The 22,229-nt window shown below is 70.8% G+C and carries 21 protein-coding genes; 19 read left to right on the top strand and 2 right to left on the bottom strand.

Annotated features, from left to right (window positions below):
- Positions 1-156: 156 nt before the first annotated feature.
- The 7 genes from ftsZ (at position 157) to E3O41_RS08920 (ending at position 5,186) form a co-directional block, all read left to right on the top strand.
- Entirely contained in the window at positions 157-1,323 is a 1,167-nt protein-coding gene (gene ftsZ / locus E3O41_RS08950; RefSeq protein ID WP_067027280.1) for a cell division protein FtsZ, read from the top strand.
- A gap of 4 nt (positions 1,324-1,327) precedes the next feature.
- Positions 1,328-2,011 carry a YggS family pyridoxal phosphate-dependent enzyme gene (locus tag E3O41_RS08945; RefSeq protein WP_135012274.1) on the top strand — a complete coding sequence of 228 codons (684 nt, stop codon included), beginning with the start codon at positions 1,328-1,330 and terminating at the stop codon, positions 2,009-2,011.
- 32 nt (positions 2,012-2,043) lie between these two features.
- Positions 2,044-2,508 carry a cell division protein SepF gene (locus tag E3O41_RS08940; protein WP_067027276.1) on the top strand — a complete coding sequence of 155 codons (465 nt, stop codon included), beginning with the start codon at positions 2,044-2,046 and terminating at the stop codon, positions 2,506-2,508.
- Between the two features lie 97 nt (positions 2,509-2,605).
- Positions 2,606-2,854, top strand: a complete 249-nt coding sequence (locus E3O41_RS08935; protein WP_067027412.1) for a YggT family protein — start codon at positions 2,606-2,608, stop codon at positions 2,852-2,854.
- Between the two features lie 124 nt (positions 2,855-2,978).
- Positions 2,979-3,584 carry a DivIVA domain-containing protein gene (locus tag E3O41_RS08930; RefSeq protein WP_067027274.1) on the top strand — a complete coding sequence of 202 codons (606 nt, stop codon included), beginning with the start codon at positions 2,979-2,981 and terminating at the stop codon, positions 3,582-3,584.
- 10 nt (positions 3,585-3,594) lie between these two features.
- Positions 3,595-4,266 carry a signal peptidase II gene (lspA, locus tag E3O41_RS08925; protein WP_083991005.1) on the top strand — a complete coding sequence of 224 codons (672 nt, stop codon included), beginning with the start codon at positions 3,595-3,597 and terminating at the stop codon, positions 4,264-4,266.
- Positions 4,266-5,186 carry an RluA family pseudouridine synthase gene (locus E3O41_RS08920; protein ID WP_067027272.1) on the top strand — a complete coding sequence of 307 codons (921 nt, stop codon included), beginning with the start codon at positions 4,266-4,268 and terminating at the stop codon, positions 5,184-5,186. Before lspA ends, E3O41_RS08920 begins: the two co-directional genes overlap by 1 nt.
- 107 nt (positions 5,187-5,293) lie before the next feature.
- Here E3O41_RS08920 and E3O41_RS08915 read toward each other — a convergent pair whose 3' ends face one another.
- Positions 5,294-6,124: an endonuclease domain-containing protein gene (locus E3O41_RS08915; RefSeq protein ID WP_083991004.1), complete on the bottom strand. Its 831-nt coding sequence runs from the start codon at positions 6,122-6,124 to the stop codon at positions 5,294-5,296.
- Positions 6,125-6,362: 238 nt separating this feature from the next.
- Between E3O41_RS08915 and E3O41_RS08910 the strand changes: the two genes are divergently transcribed.
- The 6 genes from E3O41_RS08910 to E3O41_RS08885 all read left to right on the top strand — a co-directional run bounded on the left by E3O41_RS08910 (position 6,363) and on the right by E3O41_RS08885 (position 15,094).
- Positions 6,363-6,935, top strand: a complete 573-nt coding sequence (locus E3O41_RS08910) for a GNAT family N-acetyltransferase (protein ID WP_067027270.1) — start codon at positions 6,363-6,365, stop codon at positions 6,933-6,935.
- 41 nt (positions 6,936-6,976) lie between these two features.
- Entirely contained in the window at positions 6,977-10,489 is a 3,513-nt protein-coding gene (gene dnaE, locus E3O41_RS08905) for a DNA polymerase III subunit alpha (protein WP_067027268.1), read from the top strand.
- A 93-nt stretch (positions 10,490-10,582) separates the two neighbouring features.
- Entirely contained in the window at positions 10,583-12,226 is a 1,644-nt protein-coding gene (locus E3O41_RS14435; RefSeq protein WP_067027266.1) for a hypothetical protein, read from the top strand.
- Between the two features lie 22 nt (positions 12,227-12,248).
- Entirely contained in the window at positions 12,249-13,580 is a 1,332-nt protein-coding gene (gene hisD, locus E3O41_RS08895) for a histidinol dehydrogenase (protein ID WP_067027264.1), read from the top strand.
- Positions 13,581-13,592: 12 nt separating this feature from the next.
- On the top strand, positions 13,593-14,075 hold the full coding sequence (gene nrdR, locus E3O41_RS08890) for a transcriptional regulator NrdR (RefSeq protein ID WP_067027262.1): 483 nt from the start codon (positions 13,593-13,595) through the stop codon (positions 14,073-14,075).
- Entirely contained in the window at positions 14,075-15,094 is a 1,020-nt protein-coding gene (locus tag E3O41_RS08885; protein ID WP_067027260.1) for a quinone-dependent dihydroorotate dehydrogenase, read from the top strand. Before nrdR ends, E3O41_RS08885 begins: the two co-directional genes overlap by 1 nt.
- A 124-nt stretch (positions 15,095-15,218) precedes the next feature.
- Here the strand turns inward: E3O41_RS08885 and E3O41_RS08880 are convergent, their stop codons facing one another.
- Positions 15,219-15,779: a DUF3043 domain-containing protein gene (locus E3O41_RS08880; protein ID WP_067027406.1), complete on the bottom strand. Its 561-nt coding sequence runs from the start codon at positions 15,777-15,779 to the stop codon at positions 15,219-15,221.
- A 71-nt stretch (positions 15,780-15,850) separates the two neighbouring features.
- Between E3O41_RS08880 and E3O41_RS08875 the strand changes: the two genes are divergently transcribed.
- The 6 genes from E3O41_RS08875 (at position 15,851) to E3O41_RS08850 (ending at position 22,228) form a co-directional block, all read left to right on the top strand.
- On the top strand, positions 15,851-17,245 hold the full coding sequence (locus E3O41_RS08875; protein ID WP_067027258.1) for a dipeptidase: 1,395 nt from the start codon (positions 15,851-15,853) through the stop codon (positions 17,243-17,245).
- 92 nt (positions 17,246-17,337) lie between these two features.
- Positions 17,338-17,700, top strand: coding sequence for an iron-sulfur cluster insertion protein ErpA (erpA, locus tag E3O41_RS08870; RefSeq protein ID WP_067027256.1), 363 nt, complete (start codon positions 17,338-17,340; stop codon positions 17,698-17,700).
- Between the two features lie 158 nt (positions 17,701-17,858).
- Positions 17,859-18,767, top strand: a complete 909-nt coding sequence (gene ctaC / locus E3O41_RS08865; protein WP_083991003.1) for an aa3-type cytochrome oxidase subunit II — start codon at positions 17,859-17,861, stop codon at positions 18,765-18,767.
- A 5-nt stretch (positions 18,768-18,772) separates the two neighbouring features.
- Positions 18,773-20,518, top strand: a complete 1,746-nt coding sequence (gene ctaD / locus E3O41_RS08860; protein WP_067027252.1) for an aa3-type cytochrome oxidase subunit I — start codon at positions 18,773-18,775, stop codon at positions 20,516-20,518.
- A 4-nt stretch (positions 20,519-20,522) separates the two neighbouring features.
- Positions 20,523-20,963, top strand: a complete 441-nt coding sequence (ctaF, locus tag E3O41_RS08855; protein WP_067027250.1) for an aa3-type cytochrome oxidase subunit IV — start codon at positions 20,523-20,525, stop codon at positions 20,961-20,963.
- Between the two features lie 110 nt (positions 20,964-21,073).
- Positions 21,074-22,228, top strand: coding sequence for an anhydro-N-acetylmuramic acid kinase (locus tag E3O41_RS08850; RefSeq protein WP_240482461.1), 1,155 nt, complete (start codon positions 21,074-21,076; stop codon positions 22,226-22,228).
- Position 22,229: the final 1 nt, after the last annotated feature.

Here is a 22,229-nt window from a genome sequence, read left to right as displayed (position 1 = left end):
AAACCGCGACACGCCCCCGGGCAATCCGATTCTGCGCGCGCGGCCGCTTACCTTCGGTGAAGGAAATACATACCGGGCAATACTTTAACCCTCAGGTTGAACGTGAAGGTTGAGACACGCTCGGTGTGGTCCAGGTTCGCAGCAACGGAGGCCGGCATGAGCCAGAACCAGAACTACCTCGCCGTGATCAAGGTCGTCGGCGTCGGCGGCGGTGGTGTCAACGCCGTCAACCGCATGATCGAGCTGGGCCTGCGCGGGGTCGAGTTCATCGCCGTCAACACCGACGCGCAGGCGCTGCTCATGAGCGACGCCGACGTCAAGCTCGACGTCGGCCGCGAGCTCACGCGCGGCCTGGGCGCCGGCGCCGATCCCGAGGTGGGCCGCCGCGCCGCCGAGGATCACGCCGACGAGATCGAGCAGGCGCTCGCGGGCGCCGACATGGTCTTCGTCACCGCGGGCGAGGGCGGCGGCACGGGCACCGGCGGCGCGCCCGTCGTGGCGCGCATCGCCAAGTCGATCGGCGCCCTCACCATCGGCGTCGTCACCAAGCCGTTCTCCTTCGAGGGGCGCCGCCGCCAGCAGCAGGCCGAGACGGGCGTGGCCACCCTGAAGGAAGAGGTCGACACGCTCATCGTCGTGCCGAACGACCGCCTCCTCGAGATCAGCGACCGCGGCATCTCGATGATCGAGGCGTTCGCCACCGCCGACCAGGTGCTCCTGGCCGGTGTGCAGGGCATCACCGACCTCATCACCACGCCGGGTCTGATCAACCTCGACTTCGCCGACGTCAAGAGCGTCATGCAGGGCGCCGGATCGGCCCTCATGGGCATCGGCTCCGCGCGCGGAGCCGATCGCGCGATCAAGGCGGCCGAGCTCGCGGTCGAGTCGCCGCTGCTCGAGGCGTCGATCGAGGGCGCGCACGGCGTGCTGCTGTCGATCCAGGGCGGCTCGAACCTCGGCATCTTCGAGATCAACGACGCCGCGCAGCTCGTCAAGGAGGCCGCGCACCCCGAGGCGAACATCATCTTCGGAACGGTGATCGACGACACCCTCGGCGACGAGGTGCGCGTCACCGTCATCGCCGCCGGCTTCGACGGCGGCGAGCCGCAGGCCCGCCTCGAGGTGCCGGCCATGGCCGCACGCCCCGCGATCCCCGCCGCCGCGGCCGCCGCCGCGACCGGCGCGGAGGCCTCCACCGACGAGGAGTCGACCGACGACAAGCGCGAGCCCGTCTCGGTCGTGGCGCCGGCGGCGGTCCCCGAGCCCAGTGGCTTCGACACGGCCTTCGACGACGACCTCGACATCCCCGAGTTCCTCAAGTAAGCGCATGACGGATCTCGCCGCCCGCCTCGCCGACGTCGATGCGCGCATCGCCGCCGCAGCGCGCGAGGCGGGCCGGGACCCGGCGGACATCACCCGCATCGTCGTGACCAAGTTCCACCCCGCGAGCCTCGTCCGCGAGCTGCACGGGCTGGGCGTGCGCGACGTGGGGGAGAACCGGCAGCAGGAGCTCACCGCCAAGGCGGACGACTGTGCCGACCTCGACGGCGTGCGCTGGCACTTCATCGGCCAGCTGCAGTCGAAGAAGGCCGCGGCCGTGCGCCGCGCGGCGACGGTGGTGCACTCGGTCGATCGGCCGAAGGTCGCCGACGCGCTTCACGCGGCCGGTGAGGAGCTCCCCGTGCTGGACGTGCTCATGCAGGTCAACCTCACCGACGATCCCGGCCGCGGCGGCGTCGCGCCGGAGGGCATCGAGTCGCTGGCCGAGCACATCCTCGGCCTGGACTCGCTGCGCCTGCGCGGCGTCATGGCGGTCGCGCCCCTCGGCGAGCCGCCGGCCGAGGCGTTCGAGCGCCTCGCCGGGTACGCGGACCGCGTGTATCGGATGAGCCCGCAGGCCACCTGGCTCTCGGCCGGGATGACCGGCGATTTCGCGGAGGCGATCGCGGTCGGCGCGACACACCTGCGCATCGGAACGGCAATCACAGGAGCGCGGCCCGACCGGGCTTAGCCTCAAAGCAACGAGCACCCACGGAGGACGTCATGGCGAACCCGCTCAAGAAGACGATGGTCTACCTCGGCCTGGCGGACGAGGAAGAGTACGACGAGACCGAAGCCGCGCAGGAGCAGCCCGCGCGCTCGGCTCGCGAGGAGCGCCGTGAGCGCCACGAGGAGGTGCCGGCACCCGTGACCCCCATCCGTCGTCCCGCCGTGGTGCGCCAGCCCGCGGCCGCCGCCGTGACCGAGATCGTCACCGTGCACCCCAAGCAGTACCGCGACGCGCAGACGATCGCCGAGCACTTCCGCGACGGCGTGCCCGTGATCATGAACCTGTCCCAGATGAGCGACGCCGACGCGCGCCGCCTCATCGACTTCGCCAGCGGCCTCTCGCTCGGCCTGTACGGCCGCATCGAGCGCGTCACGAGCAAGGTGTTCCTGCTCAGCCCCGAGAACATCGCGGTCTCGGGCGACGGCACGATCACCGGCGACGACGCGATCACCTCGTAAGCGCCTCCAGGCGTCCGGACGAGCGCGACGCTCGGGATAGGCTCATTCGGTGATCGCGCTCGTCTTCACGCTGCTCAACCTGCTCGTCCTCCTGTACATGCTCGTGCTGTTCGGGCGGTTGATCCTCGACTACATCCCGCTGTTCGACCGCGAGTGGCGCCCCAAGGGCGCGATGCTCGTGGTCGCGGAGGTCGTGTACACGATCACCGACCCGCCGATCCGCTTCCTGCGGCGGTTCATCCCGCCCCTGCGCGTCGGCGGCGTCGCGATCGACTTCGCGTTCGCGATCACGATGTTCGTGTGCATCATCCTGCTCTCGGTGACGAGCTTCTTCGCCGCCATGTGAGCGCGTCGCCGCGTGACACACCCGGCCACCGAACCCGAGGGATCGGTGGTTATGCTTACAGATACGTAACGCCGGAGTCGCTCCGGCGCACCCCGACCGACTCTGATGAAAGAGGTCCCTCCCCATGGCACTGACCCCGGATGATGTCGTCACCAAGCAGTTCCAGCACGTCCGGTTCAAGGAGGGTTTCGACCCGGATGAGGTCGATGACTTCCTCGACGAGATCGTCGTCGAGTGGCGCAAGGCGCTCGAGGAGAACGCGCAGCTGAAGGCTCGCATCGCCGAGCTCGAGGCATCGGGCGCCACCGCCGCGCCGGCGCCGGTCGCCGAGACCCCCGCCGTCCAGGCACCCGCTGAGGCTCCCGTGACGCAGGCTCCCGCCGCAGCCGCCCCCGCCGACACCGCGACGAGCGCCGTGAGCATCATCGAGCGGGCCCAGCGCCTGCACGACGAGCACGTCGCCGAGGGTCGCGCCGAGGCCGAGAAGCTCGTCAACGACGCGCGCGGCAAGGCGAACGACATCATCGCCGAGGCGGAGCGCAAGCAGCAGGAGATCCACACGCGCCTGGAGAACGAGCGCAAGACGCTCGAGGGCCGCATCACGGAGCTGCGCGGTTTCGAGCGCGACTACCGCCAGGAGCTGCGCAACTACTTCGAGACGAAGCTGAAGGACCTCGACGCGTCGAGCACGTCGTCGTCCTCGACGCCGGTCTCGGCGATCGGCCTCTGAGCCTCGCCCTTTGCGACACAGAGCACCTCTTCGCACGGCGGCGGCCGGCACCCTCATCGCGATCCTCGCGGTGCTGGTGCTGGCCGCCGACCAGTTCTCCAAGCAGCTCGTCCTGCAGCATCTCGAGCCCGGGGTCGCCGTCCCGGTGGCCGGCGAGGCCCTGCAATTCGTGCTCGTCTTCAACCCCGGCGCCGCGTTCTCGCTGGGTGAGGGCGTCACCTGGATCTTCACGATCGCCATGGCGATCGTCGCCGGCGTCATCGTCTTCCTGGCCGCCACCCGCGTGCGCTCGCGGCTGTGGGCCGTCGTGCTCGGGCTGCTGCTCGGTGGCGTCCTCGGCAATCTCGCCGATCGGCTCTTCCGCGAGCCCGGCTTCGCGGTCGGGCACGTGGTCGACTTCATCCTCACGCCGTGGATGTGGTTCTGGACGCCCAATGCCGCGATCTACAACGTCGCCGACATCTTCATCGTCGGCGGCATGGCGGCGGTGGCGCTGCTCCTGGTGATCGGCATCGAGCTCGACGGCACGCGCGGCGCCACGCGCGACGCGCCGGTGGCAGCGGAGTCGGTCGCGGATGCCGACGCCGGTGCCACGGCGGATGCGGACGCCGGTCCCGCGGACACCGATCCGGCCGTCGCCGATCCGGCCGCTCCGGCCGCTCCCGCGAAGGACGCCGACTGATGGAGTCGCGTCGGCTTCCCGTCCCCGACGGGCTGGACGGCTCGCGCGTCGACGCGGCGCTGGCCAAGATGCTCGGCTTCTCGCGCACCTTCGCGGCCGAGGTGGCCGAGGCCGGTGGCGTGCAGCTCGACGGCGTCACGGTCGGCAAGTCCGACCGGGTCACGGCCGGGTCGTGGATCGACGTGGAGTGGCGGGCCAAGGAGGAGCCCCGGGTCATCCCGGTCGAGGTACCCGAGCTGGCGATCGTCCATCAGGACGACGACATCGTCGTGATCGACAAGCCCACGGGCGTCGCCGCGCACCCGTCGCTCGGCTGGGAGGGTCCGACCGTGCTCGGCGCGCTGCTGGGTGCCGGCGTGGCGGTCGCCACGAGCGGTGCCGCGGAGCGCCAGGGGATCGTTCACCGCCTCGACGTGGGCACGAGCGGCCTCATGGTCGTGGCCAAGACCGAGCGCGCGTACACGCTGCTCAAGCGCGCGTTCAAGGAGCGCACGGTCGACAAGGTCTACCACGCCGTCGTCCAGGGGCACCCCGACCCGCTCGCCGGCACGATCGACGCCCCCATCGGGCGGCACCCGAATCACTCGTGGAAGTTCGCGGTGACGCCGGAGGGCAAGGACTCCGTGACGCACTACGAGACGATCGAGGCCTTTCCCGGGGCGTCCCTGCTCGAGATCCATCTCGAGACCGGCCGCACCCACCAGATCCGCGTGCACATGGCCGCCCACCGTCACCCGTGTGTGGGCGACCCGCTCTACGGCGCCGACCCCACGATGTCGGCGCGCCTCGGTCTCACCCGGCAGTGGCTCCACGCCCATCGCCTCGGCTTCGAGCACCCCGGCACGGGGGAGTGGGTCGCGTTCGAGTCCGCCTACCCCGCCGACCTCCAGCACGCGCTCGACATCCTCCGCGGCGAGTAGCCGGCCGCGCGAGCCGAGGGAGATCGCGCGAGGCGAGGGCGATTCCCCGGATCTGGTCGATTCCCGCGCGATCCCCCTCGGCTGGAGCAGCGGGGCCGGTGCCGGCCTCAACCGGCCTGACCGAGTGCGATCGCACGCCGGATGGCGCGCTCGACGCTCGGCCAGTCATGCATCACGTCGTGATAGTCGAACCGCAGCACCGTGTAGCCCAGCGCCGTCAGCTCCCGGTCGTGTCGGATGTCGCGTCGACGCTGGACGGCATCACTGTGGAAGGCGAAGCCATCGAGCTGCACAACGAGCCGCCGCCCGATGAGTGCGTCGACCCGATGCCCTGCGATCCGCACCTGCTGCACGACGCTGATCCCGGCGCGGCGGCACCGCCAGACGAAGGTCGATTCGACGCCCGAATCCGACAGCGTGGTCACCGACGCCGCGAGCTGTCGTGCCCGCAGCGATGTCCAGTTGAGCGAGCGAAGGTACTCGGGCCGCAGGCCGGAGCGAACCGCCGACTCCCACACGGCGAAGGCCTCCTCGGCCGGCAGGCACACGGCGATGTGGGCGAGCACGTTCTCGAGCGGATCGAGCAGTGCGGTCGTCGGGCGGGTGACGACCGGTCGGCTCCGATGCGTCACCGCGGCCGCGGATCTGTCGGCCGCATGCGAGGCGACCGCGATGTGCGCCTGGTCTGTGACCAGGCCCGGCGGGATCCAGAGCTCGTGCGGCGCGATCGCGGAGACGCACGTCACGACCCCGCCGACACGAGCCGCCTCGTGGAACGCGGGCGGCATCTCCGGGAGCAGCAGCCAGTGACGCCGGAGCAGGGGGATGCCCTCGAGACGTCGCGCCTTGAGGAGCCGCTCCCGGCTCCAGCCGGCCTCGATCAGCTGCGATCGGTGGCACCAGCCGCCGCGAGCGGCGAGTTCCTGTCGAAGTGTCATCGGATGAGCCTCCAGACGTCGGCGCCGAGCCGAGGGAGATCGCCCGAGGCAAGGGCGATCCCGGCGATCCGGTCGTGCCTCGCGCGATCTCCCTCGGTTCGAGCGAAACGGGTGTCGCCAGACTGCGCGTCGGGCGCGGCACGCGAGCGAGCGATCAGGCGCCTGGGGACGGATCTCGCCGCTTCCAAGCCTGTGAGCGGGGGTTCCCGGTGTCGGCGGGGAGGTCCAGGATGAGCGCATGGGGATCACCACGCGGGCCGCGACCGACTTCGAGGGCGTGCGCCTGCTCGTCGGACCGAAGAATCCCGGCGCCAACGTCTGCTTCTGCCTGAGCCATCGCGTTCCCTCGAAGCTCAACCGCGAGCTGGTGGGGCCGGCGCGCGCCGAGTACGTGCGGGCGATGTGCGAGTCCGACCTGCCGCCGGGCGTGCTCGCATACGACGGCGAGGAGCCGGTCGGGTGGGCCGGCGTCGCCCCGCGCAGCGCGACGCAGTTCGCCCGCAGCCGCACGATCCCGCACGTGGACGACCTGCCGGTGTGGAGCGCGTGGTGCTTCCGGGTGCGCCCCGGGCACCGCAAGAAGGGCGTGCTCGATCACCTGCTGCGGGGTGCGATCGCGTTCGCGCGGGAGCGCGGCGCGCCGGCGATCGAGGGGTATCCCGTCGACAACCGCGGCGAGCGGGTGGATCAGACGATGGCGTTCGTCGGGTTCCGATCGATGTTCGAGCGGGCCGGTTTCTCGCACGTCGCCGACACGACGTCGGTCTCGGGCGGCTTCCCCCGGGTCGTCATGCGCCTCGACCTGCGGTGATGCTCGGAACCGATGTCGGAGGTCGAACCTAGACTCGATCCATGGCCTCCGACTCGTTCGTTCATCTGCATGTCCACAGCGAGTACTCCATGCTGGACGGGGCCGCCAAGCTCAGCGCGATGACGCAGGCGGCCGCCGATTACGGCATGCCCGCGATCGCCGTCACCGACCACGGCAACACGTTCGCGGCCTTCGAGTTCTACAAGGCCGCACAGGCCTCCGGTGTCAAGCCGATCATCGGCCTCGAGGCCTACGTCACCCCCGGCACGCATCGCTCCGACAAGACGCGCGTGGCGTGGGGCAGCCCCGATCAGAAGAGCGACGACGTCTCCGGTGGCGGCGCCTACACCCACATGACGATGTGGAGCGAGACGACGGAGGGGATGCACAACCTCTTCCGCCTCAGCTCGCTGTCGAGCATCGAGGGCTACTACTTCAAGCCGCGCATGGACCGCGAGCTGCTGCAGACCTACGGCAAGGGCCTCATCGCCACCACAGGCTGCCCGTCGGGCGAGATCCAGACGCGCCTGCGACTCGGCCAGTACGAGGCGGCGCGCGCGGCGGCCGCGGAGTTCCAGGACATCTTCGGCAAGGAGAACTACTTCGCCGAGATCATGGACCACGGTCTCGACATCGAGCGCCGGGTGATGACCGATCTGCTGCGCCTGGCGAAGGACCTGAACATCCCGCTCGTCGCGACCAACGACTCGCACTACACCCACCAGCACGAGGCCGACGCCCACGCGGCGCTGCTGTGCGTGCAGTCGGGATCGACCCTCGACGACCCGAACCGCTTCAAGTTCGACGGCGACGGCTATTACGTCAAGACCGCCGCCGAGATGCGCCAGCTGTTCCGCGACCACCCCGAGGCCTGCGACAACACGCTGCTCATCGCGGAGCGGTGCAACGTCGAGTTCGACACGAGCGCGAACTACATGCCGAAGTTCCCGGTGCCCGAGGGCGAGACCGAGGAGAGCTGGCTGATAAAGGAGGTCGAGAAGGGCCTCCACTACCGCTACCCGAACGGCATCCCCGACCGGGTCCGCGAGCAGGCCAACTACGAGACCGGCATCATCCTGCAGATGGGGTTCCCGGGCTACTTCCTCGTCGTGGCCGACTTCATCAACTGGGCCAAGGACAACGGCATCCGCGTCGGTCCCGGCCGTGGCTCGGGTGCGGGCTCGATGGTCGCGTACGCGATGCGCATCACCGATCTCGATCCCCTCGAGCACGGCCTCATCTTCGAGCGCTTCCTCAACCCCGACCGCGTCTCGATGCCCGACTTCGACGTCGACTTCGACGACCGCCGCCGCGGCGAGGTGATCGACTACGTGACCGCCAAGTACGGCTCGGAGCGCGTGGCCCAGATCGTCACCTACGGCACCATCAAGTCCAAGCAGGCGCTCAAGGACGCCGGCCGCGTGCTCGGCTTCCCGTTCAGCATGGGCGAGCGCCTGACGAAGGCCATGCCGCCGGCCGTGATGGGCAAGGACATGCCCCTCGACGGCATGTTCAACCCGGAGCACCCGCGGTACAAGGAGGCCAGCGAGTTCCGGGCGCTCATCGAGACCGACCCCGAGGCCAAGACCGTCTACGACCGCGCCGTCGGGCTCGAGGGCCTCAAGCGCCAGTGGGGCGTGCACGCGGCCGGTGTGATCATGTCGAGCGAGCCGCTCATCGACATCATCCCCATCATGCGCCGCGAGCAGGACGGCCAGATCGTCACGCAGTTCGACTACCCGGCCTGCGAGGCGCTCGGCCTCATCAAGATGGACTTCCTCGGGCTGCGCAACCTGACGATCCTCTCGGACGCGCTCGACAACATCCGCGCCAACCGCGGCGAGGAGGTCGACCTCGAGCACCTGCCGCTCGACGACCGTGCCGCCTACAACCTGCTCGCCCGGGGCGACACGCTCGGCGTGTTCCAGCTCGACGGCGGCCCGATGCGCTCGCTGCTGCGGCTCATGAAGCCCGACAACTTCGAGGACATCTCGGCCGTCATCGCGCTCTACCGCCCGGGCCCGATGGGCGCGAACTCCCACACGAACTACGCGCTGCGCAAGAACGGGCTCCAGGAGATCACGCCGATCCACCCCGAGCTCGAGGAGCCCCTGCGCGACATCCTCGACACGACCTACGGCCTGATCATCTATCAGGAGCAGGTGATGGCGATCGCGCAGAAGGTCGCCGGGTTCAGCCTCGGTCAGGCCGACATCCTGCGCCGCGCGATGGGCAAGAAGAAGAAGTCCGAGCTCGACAAGCAGTACGAGGGCTTCTCGAACGGCATGAAGGAGCGCGGCTTCGGCGAGGGCGCCATCAAGGCGCTCTGGGACATCCTGCTGCCGTTCTCGGACTACGCGTTCAACAAAGCCCACTCGGCGGCCTACGGCGTGGTGTCGTACTGGACCGCGTACCTCAAGGCGCACTATCCCGCCGAGTACATGGCCGCGCTGCTCACCAGCGTCGGCGACTCGCGCGACAAGCTCGCGATGTACCTCAACGAGTGCCGCCGCATGGGCATCAAGGTGCTCCAGCCCGATGTGTCGGAGTCGATCGGCTTCTTCTCGGCCGTCGGCGACGACATCCGCTTCGGCCTGGGCGCGATCCGCAACGTCGGATCGAACGTGGTCGACGGGATCATCGAGGCCCGCAAGAGCGGTCCGTACACGAGCTTCCACGACTTCCTCAACCGCGTGCCGATGCACGTGGCGAACAAGCGCACGGTCGAGTCGCTCATCAAGGCCGGCGCCTTCGACTCGATGGGGTCCACGCGGCGCGCCCTGCTCGAGATCCACGAGCAGGCGGTCGAGGCGTCGGTCGACCGCAAGCGGAACGAGGCGCAGGGGGCCATTGGCTTCGACTTCGACAGCCTGTGGGACGAGCCCGAGACCGCCCAGAAGGTGCCGGAGCGGCCGGAGTTCACGAAGAAGGACAAGCTCGCGTTCGAGCGCGAGATGCTCGGCCTCTACGTCTCCGACCATCCGCTCGCGGGCCTCGAGGTGCCGCTCGCCAAGCACCGCAGCATCACGATCCACGATCTGCTGGCCTCGGAAGACATCGACGACGGCGATCAGGTCACGGTCGCGGGACTCGTCACCAGCGCCCAGCACCGCGTGGCGAAGTCCAGCGGCAACCCGTACGGCATGATCACCATCGAGGACTTCGAGGGTGAGGTCACCGTGATGTTCATGGGCAAGACCTACACGGAGTTCCAGCCGATCCTGCAGCAGGACGCGATCCTCGTGGTGCGCGGGCGCGTGTCCCGGCGCGACGACGGCCTGAACATCCACGCCCAGTCGGCGTTCACGCCCGACGTCGGCGCGACCGACGTGTCGGGGCCGCTCACCCTGCTCCTGCCCGAGCAGCGGGCCACCGAGCGGCTCGTCCAGGAGCTCGCCGACGTGCTGGAGCGCCACGCGGGCGACACCGAGGTGCGCCTCAAGATGCATCGCGGCGGAACCGCCAAGGTGTTCGAGGTGCCGCGCCCCGTGCGCATCACCGCCGACCTGTTCGGCGACCTCAAGTCGCTCCTCGGGCCGCACTGCCTGGGGTGAGACGGGCAGTCCTGCCCCCTCCGCGTCCATGTCGGGGCCGTGGCCCCGCGGTTAGGATCGACAGTGAACGCTCGCCGATCAGAAGGGGACCTCGTGTCCGACAACAGCTACCCCCCGCAGAGCTGGCCGCAGGGCGCGAGCGCGCCGCAGCCGTACGCCGCCCCTGAGCCGACCGTCGCCGCGCCGATCTCGCCCGAGGCTCCGTCCGACGGCGCCGCGCCCGGCGGCGGCGTGCCCGGACTGTGGAAGTTCACGCTGCGCGAGTGGTTCGTGATCGGCGCCGGCGTGATCCTCTTCGTGCTGTCGTTCTTCAGCGTCGTCGAGGGCGACTACGCACCGCTGTGGGGTCAGGGCGTCGTCCAGATCGCGGCCCTGCTCGCGCTGATCCTCGCGACGTCGCTGCTCATTGCGCGGCGCCTCGCCCACACGGGCGTGCGCATCGGGTCGCTCAGCATCGACCAGTTCGCCTCCGTCGCGTTCTCGGCCTTCGCGATCGTCGCCTGGCACACCGTCATCTTCCTGAGCGTGCTGGGCGCGCAGCTCGGGGAGCTGCTGCCGTTCATCGGCGGCCCCGTCTTCCAGCCCACGTGGGTCGCGTGGGTGTCGGCGATCGTGTCGCTCGTCGGGGTGTTCTTCACCGTCGCCGCGCCGTTCGTGGCGCCGTTCCGCGCCGACTTCGACGGGCGCGACGAGGTCCCCGCGACGCGCGCGGCCCGTCCCGTCCGGCGCGTGATCCAGAAGCCGCGCGCGCCCAAGCCCGAGCCGGCGGCCGCGTGGCCCGGCCAGGGGCAGCAGCCCGCTGCCGGCCAGCAGTACGGTGCGCCCTACCCCTATGGCCAGCAGCAGCCCGGCGCCCAGCCGTACGGCCAGCAGCCCGGTCAGCCCTACGGCGGGCAGCCGTACGGGCAGCAGCCGTACGGCCAGCCCGCCTACGGCGCGCCCCAGGGCTACGGCCAGTACGCGCCGTACCCGCCGCAGCCCCAGGGCTACGACCCCGCGCAGGGTCAGGGTTACGACCCCGCGCAGGGTCAGGCTCAGGGCCAGGGCTACGGCACGCCGCAGCCGCAGGGCTTCGACCCGGCGCAGGGCCAGGGCGGCTACGGTCAGGCCGAGGTCGTGACGCCGCCCGCTCCGGCCGCGGACCCCGCGCCGGCGGCCGCGCAGCCCGTCGACGAGGCCACCGACCAGGCCGCGAACCCCGAGAGCGCCGCGGCGCGTCCGGCCGGCGAGCACGCGGGCACGGGGATCTCGCCGACCTTCGGCGGCGACGAGCCCGCCGCGCCGGCCTACCGCCGCATGAGCGCCACCGCCGACGACGACTTCGACAGCTCGGCGGCGGCACAGACCCTCGCCCGATCGACCGAGGTGGCCCCCGATCCGGCCGCCGAGCTCGCGACCGACGAGACCGCCCAGGCCGTCGCGTCGGTCGCGGCCTCCGAGGCCCCGGCCGAGGCGCCCGAGTCCGCCGCGCCGCAGGCCGAGAGCGAGCAGGCCGAGCCGGCCACGAGCGCCGTCCCGACAAGCCCGGCCGCGCGCCCCGTCACCAACAACCAGCCGTTCTGGGCGCTCGCCCCGACCGAGCGCGACGTCGTCGACGAGACCGGCGCGCCGCTGTTCCGGATCGGCCCGACCGCGTGGGCGCTCGTGCTCGAGGAGCGCGGCGACGTCTTCGTCGTCCGCCACGATGACGGCCGTGTCGGCTTCCTGTTCGACACCGCCGACGTCACCCGCGGCTGAGCCCGTCCCCGCAGAGGAACACATGCGCACGATCGACCTGCGTGGTCGCACCCTGAGTCCCGCCGAGCTGCTCGCCGCCGTGCCCCGCGCCACCGAGGCGCGGGCGGCGGCGCTGCATGCCGCGGCCGAGATCGTCGACGACGTCCGCGCCCGCGGCGAGGCGTCGCTGCGCGAGCAGGCGGAGCGGTTCGACCGCGTCGCCGGGCACGCCGTCCGCGTCCCGGCCGCGCATATCGCCGAGGCGATCGACGGGCTCGACCCGCAGGTCCGTGCCGCGCTGGAGGAGTCGATCCGTCGCGTGCGGCAGGCCTCGGCCGCACAGGTGCCCGCGCCGCGGGTCACCGAGATCGGCCCCGGCGCCCGGGTGACGCAGCGGTGGCAGCCGGTCTCGCGCGTGGGCGTGTACGTTCCCGGCGGCAAGGCCGTCTATCCCTCGAGCGTGGTCATGAACGTCGTTCCCGCCCAGGTGGCCGGCGTGGGCAGCATCGCGCTGGCCTCGCCGCCGCAGGCCGAGTTCGACGGCCGGGTCCACCCGACGATCCTCGCCGCCGCCGGCCTGCTCGGCGTGACGGAGGTGTACGCGATGGGCGGCGCCGGCGCGATCGGCGCGCTCGCCTACGGTGTCGCCTCGCTCGGGCTGGACCCCGTCGACGTCGTCACCGGACCCGGCAACAACTTCGTCGCCGCCGCCAAGCGCGCCGTCGCGGGCGTGGTCGGCACCGACTCGGAGGCCGGCGCGACCGAGATCCTCATCGTCGCCGACGAGTCCGGCGACGCGCGGCTGATCGCGTACGACCTCGTCAGCCAGGCCGAGCACGACGAGCAGGCGTCGGCCGTCCTCGTGACGACGTCGGCCGAGCTCGCCGCCGCGGTCGAGCGCGAGGTGGCCGAGGTCGCCGCGGCCACGCGCCATCGCGAGCGCGTCGCCACCGCGCTGGCGGGGGAGCAGTCCGCGATCGTGCTCGTCGACGATGCCGCCGCCGCCGAGGCGTTCAGCAACGCGTACGCCCCCGAGCACCTCGAGCTCCACCTCGTCGATGCGCCGGCCGCCGCCGCGCGCTACACGAGCGCGGGCGCGCTGTTCATCGGCCCCTACGCACCCGTGAGCCTGGGCGACTACCTCTCCGGCTCGAACCACGTGCTCCCCACCGGGGGACAGGCCCGCTACGCGGCCGGTCTCGGGGCCGCCACGTTCCTGCGCCCGCAGCAGCTGATCGAGTACGACCGCGAGGCCCTGGCGCAGGTGCGCGACGGCATCGTCGCGCTCTCGGCCTCCGAGGCCCTGCCCGCGCACGGCGAGGCGGTCGTCGCGCGCTTCACGGCGCCCGGCGGGGCCGCAGGCGGCGGCGCGTAGGCTGGACGGGCTATGCACTGTCCCTTCTGCCGCAACCCCGATTCCCGCGTCATCGACTCGCGCACGAGCGACGACGGCCTCTCGATCCGTCGCCGGCGGCAATGCCCGCAGTGCGGCAAGCGGTTCTCGACGATCGAGACCTCGAGCCTGAACGTGATCAAGCGCTCCGGCGCCGTCGAGCCGTTCAGCCGCGACAAGGTGATGGCGGGCGTGCGCAAGGCCTGCCAGGGCCGCCCCGTGACCGACGCCGACCTCGCGCTGCTCGCGCAGAAGGTCGAGGAGGCCGTGCGCCAGACGGGCCTCAGCCAGATCGACGCGAACGAGATCGGCCTGGCCACGCTGGGGCCGCTGCGCGAGCTCGACGAGGTCGCCTACCTGCGCTACGCCAGCGTCTACCAGGCGTTCGAGTCGCTCGAGGACTTCGAGGCGGCGATCGCCGACCTGCGCGCCGACCACGCGGGCCGCCCCGGCGGCGACGTGCCGGCGGAGGCGTGATGTACCCGCTGCTGTTCCGCACCGTGCTCTCGCGCCTCGACCCCGAGACCGCCCACCACCTCGGCATGGCCGTGATCCGCGTGCTTGGCAGCGCGCCCCTGGCGCCGATCGTCCGCGCCGTCACCCGTCCCGATCCGTCCCTCGCCGTCGAGGCGCTCGGCGTGCGCTTCCCCTCGCCGTTCGGCGTGGCGGCCGGCTTCGACAAGAACGCCGTGGGCGTGCGGGGCCTCGACGCCCTCGGCTTCGGGCACGTCGAGATCGGCACCGTCACCGCGATCCCGCAGGACGGCAACCCGAAGCCGCGGCTGTTCCGGCTCGTGCCGGACCGCGCCGTCATCAACCGCATGGGGTTCAACAACCGCGGCGCCGAGGCCGCGGCCCGCCGGCTCGCGCGGCTGCGCCGCGGGGGAGCGGTCGTCGGTGCGAACATCGGCAAGAGCCGCGTCGTCGACGTCGACGACGCCACCGCCGACTACGTCGCCAGCGCGAGGATGCTCGCGCCGCTGTCCGACTACCTCGCCGTCAACGTCTCGTCCCCGAACACCCCGGGCCTGCGTGGGCTGCAGGCCGTCGAGACCCTGCGCCCGCTGCTCGAGGCGGTCAAGGCCGCGGCCGGCTCGACGCCGCTGCTGGTGAAGATCGCCCCCGACCTGCCCGACGACGAGGTCTCGGCGATCACCGCGATGGCCGTCGACCTCGGCCTCGCCGGGATCATCGCGACGAACACCACGATCGGTCGCGACGGGCTCGCCACCGACCCCGCCACCGTCGAGGCGGCCGGGGCCGGCGGCCTCTCGGGCGCCCCCCTGAAGGCGCGCTCGCTCGAGGTGCTGCGCCTGATCCGCGCCGCGGCGCCCGATCCCGGGTTCTGCGTGATCTCGGTGGGCGGCATCGAGACCGCCGACGACGTGCGCGAGCGCCTCGACGCCGGCGCCACGCTCACGCAGGGCTACACGGCGTTCCTCTACCGCGGTCCGTTCTGGGCCCGCCAGATCAACCGCGGCCTCGCCCGCCGCTGAGTCCGCAAGTCTGTGTCAACTCCGCGCGTTCGGACGCCCGGACTTCACACAGACTTGCGGATTTGCCCCGCAACGACGAACGCCCCGGGATCCGCAGATCACCGGGGCGGTCGCGTCGGACGCGTCAGGCGGGGTACTGACCGCGCTTGACCTGCGGCTTGGGCAGGCGCATCCAGCGCATCTGCACGGAGCGCATGGCGGCGTACCAGCCCAGGCCCTTCTCGCGCTTGTCCTTGCCGAACTTGTCGGCCGCCTTCTTCTTGACGGTGTTGGACAGGATGATCATGTCGGCGACGGTGAGCGCCACGAAGATCCAGAGGCCCATCATCCCGTAGAACTGGAACTCCAGCGGAAGGAACATCGTCACGATGAGCACGACGATCAGCAGCGGCATGAGCAGCTCGCCGATGTGCCAGCCGGCGTCGGTGTAGTCGCGCACCCAGCGGCGCTGCGGGCCCTTGTCCTTCGGTGGCAGGTACTTCTCCTCGCCGTTGGCCATGCCGATGCGCGCGCGGTCCTGGCGCTCGCGCAGCTCGGCGCGGGCGCGCTGTCGCGCCTCCTTGGTGTTGGCGACGAGCGGGCGCCGGCGAGCGGCCTCGCGCTCGGCGCGGGAGGGGGTGGGACGGCCCTTGCCGACGGTCGTCGTCGACGCGTCGTCGTCGGCGGGCGCGGGGGTGTTGGCCACGGGAAGCACCTCGGGATCGATCGGGAGCCGCGGCCCAGAAGCGGCGCGGCGTATCGCCATAGGATACCCGCATGACCTCCACGCCGACTCCGGATCAGAAGCTCGTCGACGCCGCGGAAGGAGGGATCTCCGCCGCGCTCGCCGACCTCGGACGGCTCGTGCGGATCCCGGGCATCGCCTGGCCCGCGTTCGACCAGGACCAGCTCGTCCGCAGCGCGGAGGCCATCGCGCAGCTCGCGCGCGACACGGGCGTCTTCGACGAGGTCCGCATCCACCGCGCGGCGATCCCCGGCACCGACGAGGTCGGCCAGCCCGGCATCCTCGCCACGCGCGCCGCGCGCAACGGCCGCCCCACCGTCATGCTCTATGCCCACCACGATGTGCAGCCCCCGGGCGACGACGCCCTGTGGGAGACCCCGCCGTTCGAGCCCACGGTGCGCGACGGCCGGCTCTACGGGCGCGGCGCCGCCGACGACAAGGCCGGCGTCATGGCGCACATCGCGTCGCTGCGGGCGCTGCAGGAGACGATCGGCTCCGACCTGGACCTCGGCATCGTGCTCTACATCGAGGGGGAGGAGGAGTTCGGCTCCCGCTCCTTCACGCAGTTCCTCGAGGACAACGCCGAGGCGATGCGCTCCGACGTGATCGTCGTCGCCGACTCCGGCAACTGGGACTCCGAGACGCCGGCCGTCACGGTCTCGCTGCGCGGCAACGCCAAGTTCCACCTGAAGGTGCGCACGCTCGACCACGCCTCGCACTCCGGCATGTTCGGCGGCGCGATCCCCGACGCGATGCTCGCGACGATCAAGCTGCTCTCGACCCTGTGGAACGACAACGGCTCGGTCGCCGTGGCGGGGCTGACCGTCCGCGACGCCGAGACGCCGCAGTACGACGAGGCGACGCTGCGCGCCGAGACCGGCCTGCTCGACGGCGTCACACCGATCGGCGACGGCACGATCCTCTCGCGCATCTGGAACAAGCCGTCGATCACCGTCACCGGCATCGACCACACGAGCGTCGCGGCCGCCTCCAACACGCTCTCGCCCGAGGTCACGGTCGTCGTCAGTGCTCGCATCGCCCCCGGCCAGGACGCCACGGCCGCGTACGAGGCGATCAAGGCCCACCTCGAGGCGCACAACACGTTCGGCGCGCAGCTCACCTTCGGCGAGGTCGACTGCGGCGACGGCTTCCTCGTCGACACGAGCGGGTGGGCGGTCGAGGCCGCGCGCGACGCGATGCGCGACGGCTACGGCAAGGACCCGGTGGACTACGGCGTCGGCGGCTCGATCCCGTTCATCGCCGACCTCGTGCAGCGCTACCCGGGCGCGCAGATCCTCGTCACGGGCGTGGAGGACCCGCACGCGCGGGCGCATAGCCCCAACGAGTCCCTGCACCTCGACACGTTCCGGCATGCGGTCATCAGCGAGACGCTGCTGCTCGGCCGCATGAACGCGCGCCAGGACTGATCGGAAACAGCGCCCGTCCCCAGGCGGCGCGGATACAATCGAACGGAATCGCCCTGAGCCGTCCGTCGGCGGGGCCCGAGGAGGAGAGCGTCATGACTGACACGACCCTGACCGCCGACACCACCCGCGCCCACGGCGTGGGACTGACCGCGGCCGCCGCGAACAAGGTCAAGAGCCTGCTCGAGCAGGAGGGTCGCGACGACCTGCGCCTGCGCGTCGCCGTGCAGCCCGGCGGGTGCTCCGGCCTGATCTACCAGCTCTACTTCGACGAGCGCTATCTCGAGGGCGACGAGACCGTCGACTTCGACGGCGTCGAGGTCATCGTCGACAACATGTCGGTCCCGTACCTCGACGGCGCGACGATCGACTTCAAGGACACGATCTCGGAGCAGGGGTTCACGATCGACAACCCCAACGCCTCGGGCTCGTGCGCCTGCGGCGACAGCTTCCACTGATCACGCGCGCAGAACGGCTCCGTCACCCGGTGCGGGGCCGTTCGGCGTGTCCGGCCCCCGGGATGTGCTAGGCGCGTCCCGCTGAGAGTGTGGCCGGAATCGAGTGTGCATGTGCCCTAGACTGGCATGTGCCCCATCCACGTTCGAAAGGTGAATTCGTGCCCTCGAAACGACGTCTCCGCTGGGCAGCGATCCCTGTCGCCGTCGCAGCCGTTGCCTCCCTCGCGGCCTGCACGCCGACGGAGCTGCACGGCTACCTCCCCGGGTTCGAGGAGGGCGGTACCCCGACGACCAACCAGACCGAGGGACTCGCCTCGCTCTGGGTCGGCTCGTGGATCGCGGCGCTCGCCGTGGGCATCATCACCTGGGGCCTCATGCTCTGGGCCATGATCGTGTACCGCCGCCGCAAGGGCCAGACCGGTCTGCCCGTGCAGCTGCGCTACAACATGCCGATCGAGATCTTCTTCACGACGGTCCCGCTCATCCTGGTGCTCGGCCTGTTCGCCTTCACCGCGCGCGAGCAGACCCGCGTCGAGACCCCGTGGTCGGCCGACGAGGTCGACGTCGAGATCACCGCGATCGCCAAGCAGTGGGCGTGGGACTTCCAGTACAACGGCGACGAGGAGGACAACTCCGACGCCGTGTGGAGCATGGGCATCCAGGCCCAGCCTGACGCCGACGGCAACATCGACGAGGAGCAGCTGCCGAAGCTCGTCCTCCCGGTGAACCAGAAGGTCACGATCGACCTGCAGTCGCGCGATGTCATCCACTCGTTCTGGATCATCGACTTCCTGTACAAGAAGGACATGTACATCGGTCACGACAACTCGTGGTCGTTCATCCCCACCCGCGAGGGCACGTACGCCGGCAAGTGCGCCGAGCTCTGCGGCGAGTACCATTCGATGATGCTCTTCGAGGTCGAGGTCGTCAGCGAGGACGAGTACGAGGCCTACCTCGACGAGCTCGAGGCCAAGGGCCAGACCGGCGACATCAACGACGCCTACGACCGTCTCGGCAACGCACCGGGTACCGGCGCGCCGAACACCGACGAGGAAGAGGGCCACTGAGCATCATGGCTACCACCCTTCAGGAGACCACTCCCGTCATGCCGGCCCGCCAGGCCGCGCTGCTCAGCGGCTCGCGCGTCGAGCACAAGGGCAACATCGTGGTCAAGTGGATCACCTCCACCGACCACAAGACGATCGGGTACATGTACCTCATCGCCTCCATGCTGTTCTTCTGCCTTGGCGGCGTGATGGCCCTGCTGATCCGCGCGGAGCTGTTCGCGCCGGGCATGCAGATCATCCCTACCAAGGAGCAGTACAACCAGCTGTTCACGATGCACGGCACCGTGATGCTGCTGATGTTCGCGACGCCGCTGTTCGCCGGCTTCGCCAACGTCATCCTGCCTCTGCAGATCGGCGCCCCCGACGTGGCGTTCCCGCGCCTGAACGCCTTCGCGTTCTGGCTGTTCACCTTCGGCTCGCTCATCGCGGTGGCCGGCTTCCTCACCCCGCAGGGTGCGGCCTCGTTCGGCTGGTTCGCGTATCAGCCGCTCGCGAATGCGTCGTTCTCACCCGGCTTCGGCGGGAACATGTGGATGCTCGGTCTCGGCATCTCCGGCTTCGGAACGATCTTCGGTGCCGTGAACTTCATCACGACGATCATCACGATGCGCGCCCCGGGCATGACCATGTGGCGCATGCCGATCTTCACGTGGAACACCCTCATCACGAGCCTGCTGATCCTCATCGCGTTCCCCGTGCTCGCCGCCGCGATCCTCGCGGCGGGCGCCGACCGCATCCTCGGCGCGCACATCTACGACCCGGCCAACGGGGGCGTGCTCCTGTGGCAGCACCTGTTCTGGTTCTTCGGCCACCCCGAGGTGTACATCATCGCGCTGCCGTTCTTCGGCATCGTGTCGGAGATCTTCCCGGTGTTCAGCCGCAAGCCGATCTTCGGATACAAGACCCTCGTGTACGCGACCATCGCGATCGCCGCGCTGTCGGTGTCCGTGTGGGCGCACCACATGTACGTCACCGGCGCCGTCCTGCTGCCGTTCTTCGCGCTCATGACGATGCTCATCGCGGTGCCGACCGGCGTGAAGATCTTCAACTGGATCGGCACCATGTGGCGTGGATCGATCACGTTCGAGACGCCGATGGTCTTCGCTCTCGGCTTCCTCGTGTCGTTCGTCTTCGGCGGTCTGACCGGCGTCATCCTGTCGTCGCCGCCGCTCGACTTCCACCTGTCGGACTCGTACTTCGTCGTCGCGCACTTCCACTACGTGGTGTTCGGCACGGTCGTGTTCGCGATGTTCGCCGGCTTCTACTTCTGGTGGCCGAAGTGGACCGGTCGTATGCTCAACGAGCGCCTCGGCTACGTGCACTTCTGGATGCTGTTCATCGGCTTCCACATGACGTTCCTCATCCAGCATTGGCTGGGCGTCGACGGCATGGTCCGCCGCTACGCCGACTACTCGGCGGCCGACGGCTGGACGTGGCAGAACCAGCTCTCGACGGTGGGCTCGATCATCCTGGGCGCCTCGCTCATCCCGTTCTTCCTGAACGTCTGGATCACCGCGCGCAAGGCTCCCAAGGTCACGGTCAACGACCCGTGGGGCTACGGCGGCTCGCTCGAGTGGGCCACCAGCTGCCCGCCGCCGCGCCACAACTTCACGTCGATCCCGCGCATCCGCTCGGAGCGTCCCGCGTTCGACCTGAACCACGGCGAGGCCCCGGTGCCCGTGGGCGTCGGCCCGGCCAAGGACGCGCCCGACGCGCCGGTGATGGATCTGTCCGACGGAGAGGTGAAGTAAGGCCATGCGCTCCAATGTGGTGATCTGGTGGCTGCTGGCCGCCTTCTTCGCCGTCGCCTTCGCGGTCTACGCGATCTGGGACCTCCTCGACAACCCGCGCGGGCTGCCGTGGTACCAGGCGGTGGATTGGACCGGCGGCACCGCGCTGCTGTTCTCGGTGTTCATGGCCTCGATGGTCGCCTTCTACGTGCAGCTCGTGCACCGCGGCCAGAAGGGCGTGGACCTGCCGGAAGACCGCCTCGACGCCGACATCGACGACGCCGACGCCGAGATGGGCGAGTTCAGCCCGTGGTCGTGGTGGCCGATCCTCCTCGCCGGTGCCGCGGCGCTCGGCGCGCTGTCGCTGGCCGTGGGCATCTTCCTGCTGCCGTTCGCGGTCGGCCTGCTGGCCGTCTCGCTCGTCGGCTGGGTCTACGAGTACTACCGCGGCAACTTCGCGCGCTGATCCGGCGCGCGCCGCTTCGAGAGCCCGGGACGATCGTCCCGGGCTCTCGCCGTCTGTCCGGAGGGTCGGGCCGGCCGTGATGTGATGGAGCCATGCGAATCCTCGGCCTGATGTCGGGCACCTCCCACGACGGCATCGACGCGGCGGTGATCGAGTTCGCCCCCGACGGCGACGGCCTCACGGCGCGCACGCTGTTCCACGACTCGACGCCGTACGCGCCCGAGCTCCGCGCGCGCCTCGTCGCCGCGCTGCCGCCGTCGCCGACCACGCTCGACGAGATCACGCGACTCGACGCGCTCATCGGGCGGGCCTTCGCGGACGTCGCGGCGGCGGCGATCGCGCGGGTCGGCGGGGTGGACCTCATCGTCTCGCACGGGCAGACCGTCTACCACTGGGTCGAACCGGACACCGGCGCCGCGCGCGGCACGCTGCAGCTGGGGCAGCCGGCCTGGATCGCCGAGACCACCGGCGTTCCCGTGGTCTCCGACGTGCGCAGCCGCGACATCGCCGCGGGCGGGCAGGGCGCGCCGCTGGTGGGGCTGCTCGACGGGCTCGTGCTGGCGGGCCGCGCGGGCACGCCTGCCGCGTTGAACCTCGGCGGCATCTCGAACATCACGGTCGTGGCCGAGGGCGCCGACGCCGTGCGCGCGTGGGACATCGGTCCGGCGAACGCGCTCATCGACGCCGTCGTGCAGCAGCGCGGGGCGCATCCGGCCGGCTACGACGCGGACGGCCGGATCGCGGCGAGCGGCCGCGTCGACGAGGCGCTGCTGCGCGTCCTGCTCGACGAGCCCTACTACCGGCTTCGGCCGCCGAAGAGCACGGGCAAGGAGCTGTTCCATCCGGAGTACATCGCGGCGGCGCAGCGGCGCGCCGGCACCGCGCTGTCGACGCGCGACCTCGTGGCCACGCTGACCGAGCTGACGGTGCGCACCGTCGCGGACGCCGCCCGCGAGGCGGGCGTGACCGAGCTGTTCGTCTCGGGCGGCGGCGCCCATAATCCCGTGATCATGGACGGCCTCGCGCGGGCCCTCGCGCCGGTGCCGGTGCGCCGCACCGACGAACTCGGGCTCGGCGGCGACGAGAAGGAGGCGCTGCTCATGGCGCTCGTGGGCTGGTGCACCTGGCATGGGCTGCCCGCCTCGCTGCCCAGCGCCACGGGGGCGCGCGCCCCGCGCGTGCTCGGATCGATCACCCCTGGCGCGGGGCCGCTGCGCCTACCGGAGCCGCGCGCCATGCCCCGGTTCCTGCGGACGGCCCGCTGAC

This window comes from Microbacterium sediminis (assembly GCF_004564075.1).
In the GTDB taxonomy this organism is placed as follows: Bacteria; Actinomycetota; Actinomycetes; order Actinomycetales; family Microbacteriaceae; genus Microbacterium; species Microbacterium sediminis.
Note: the sequence above shows the minus strand (reverse complement) of the source record. Positions and strands in the feature narration are given on the sequence as shown.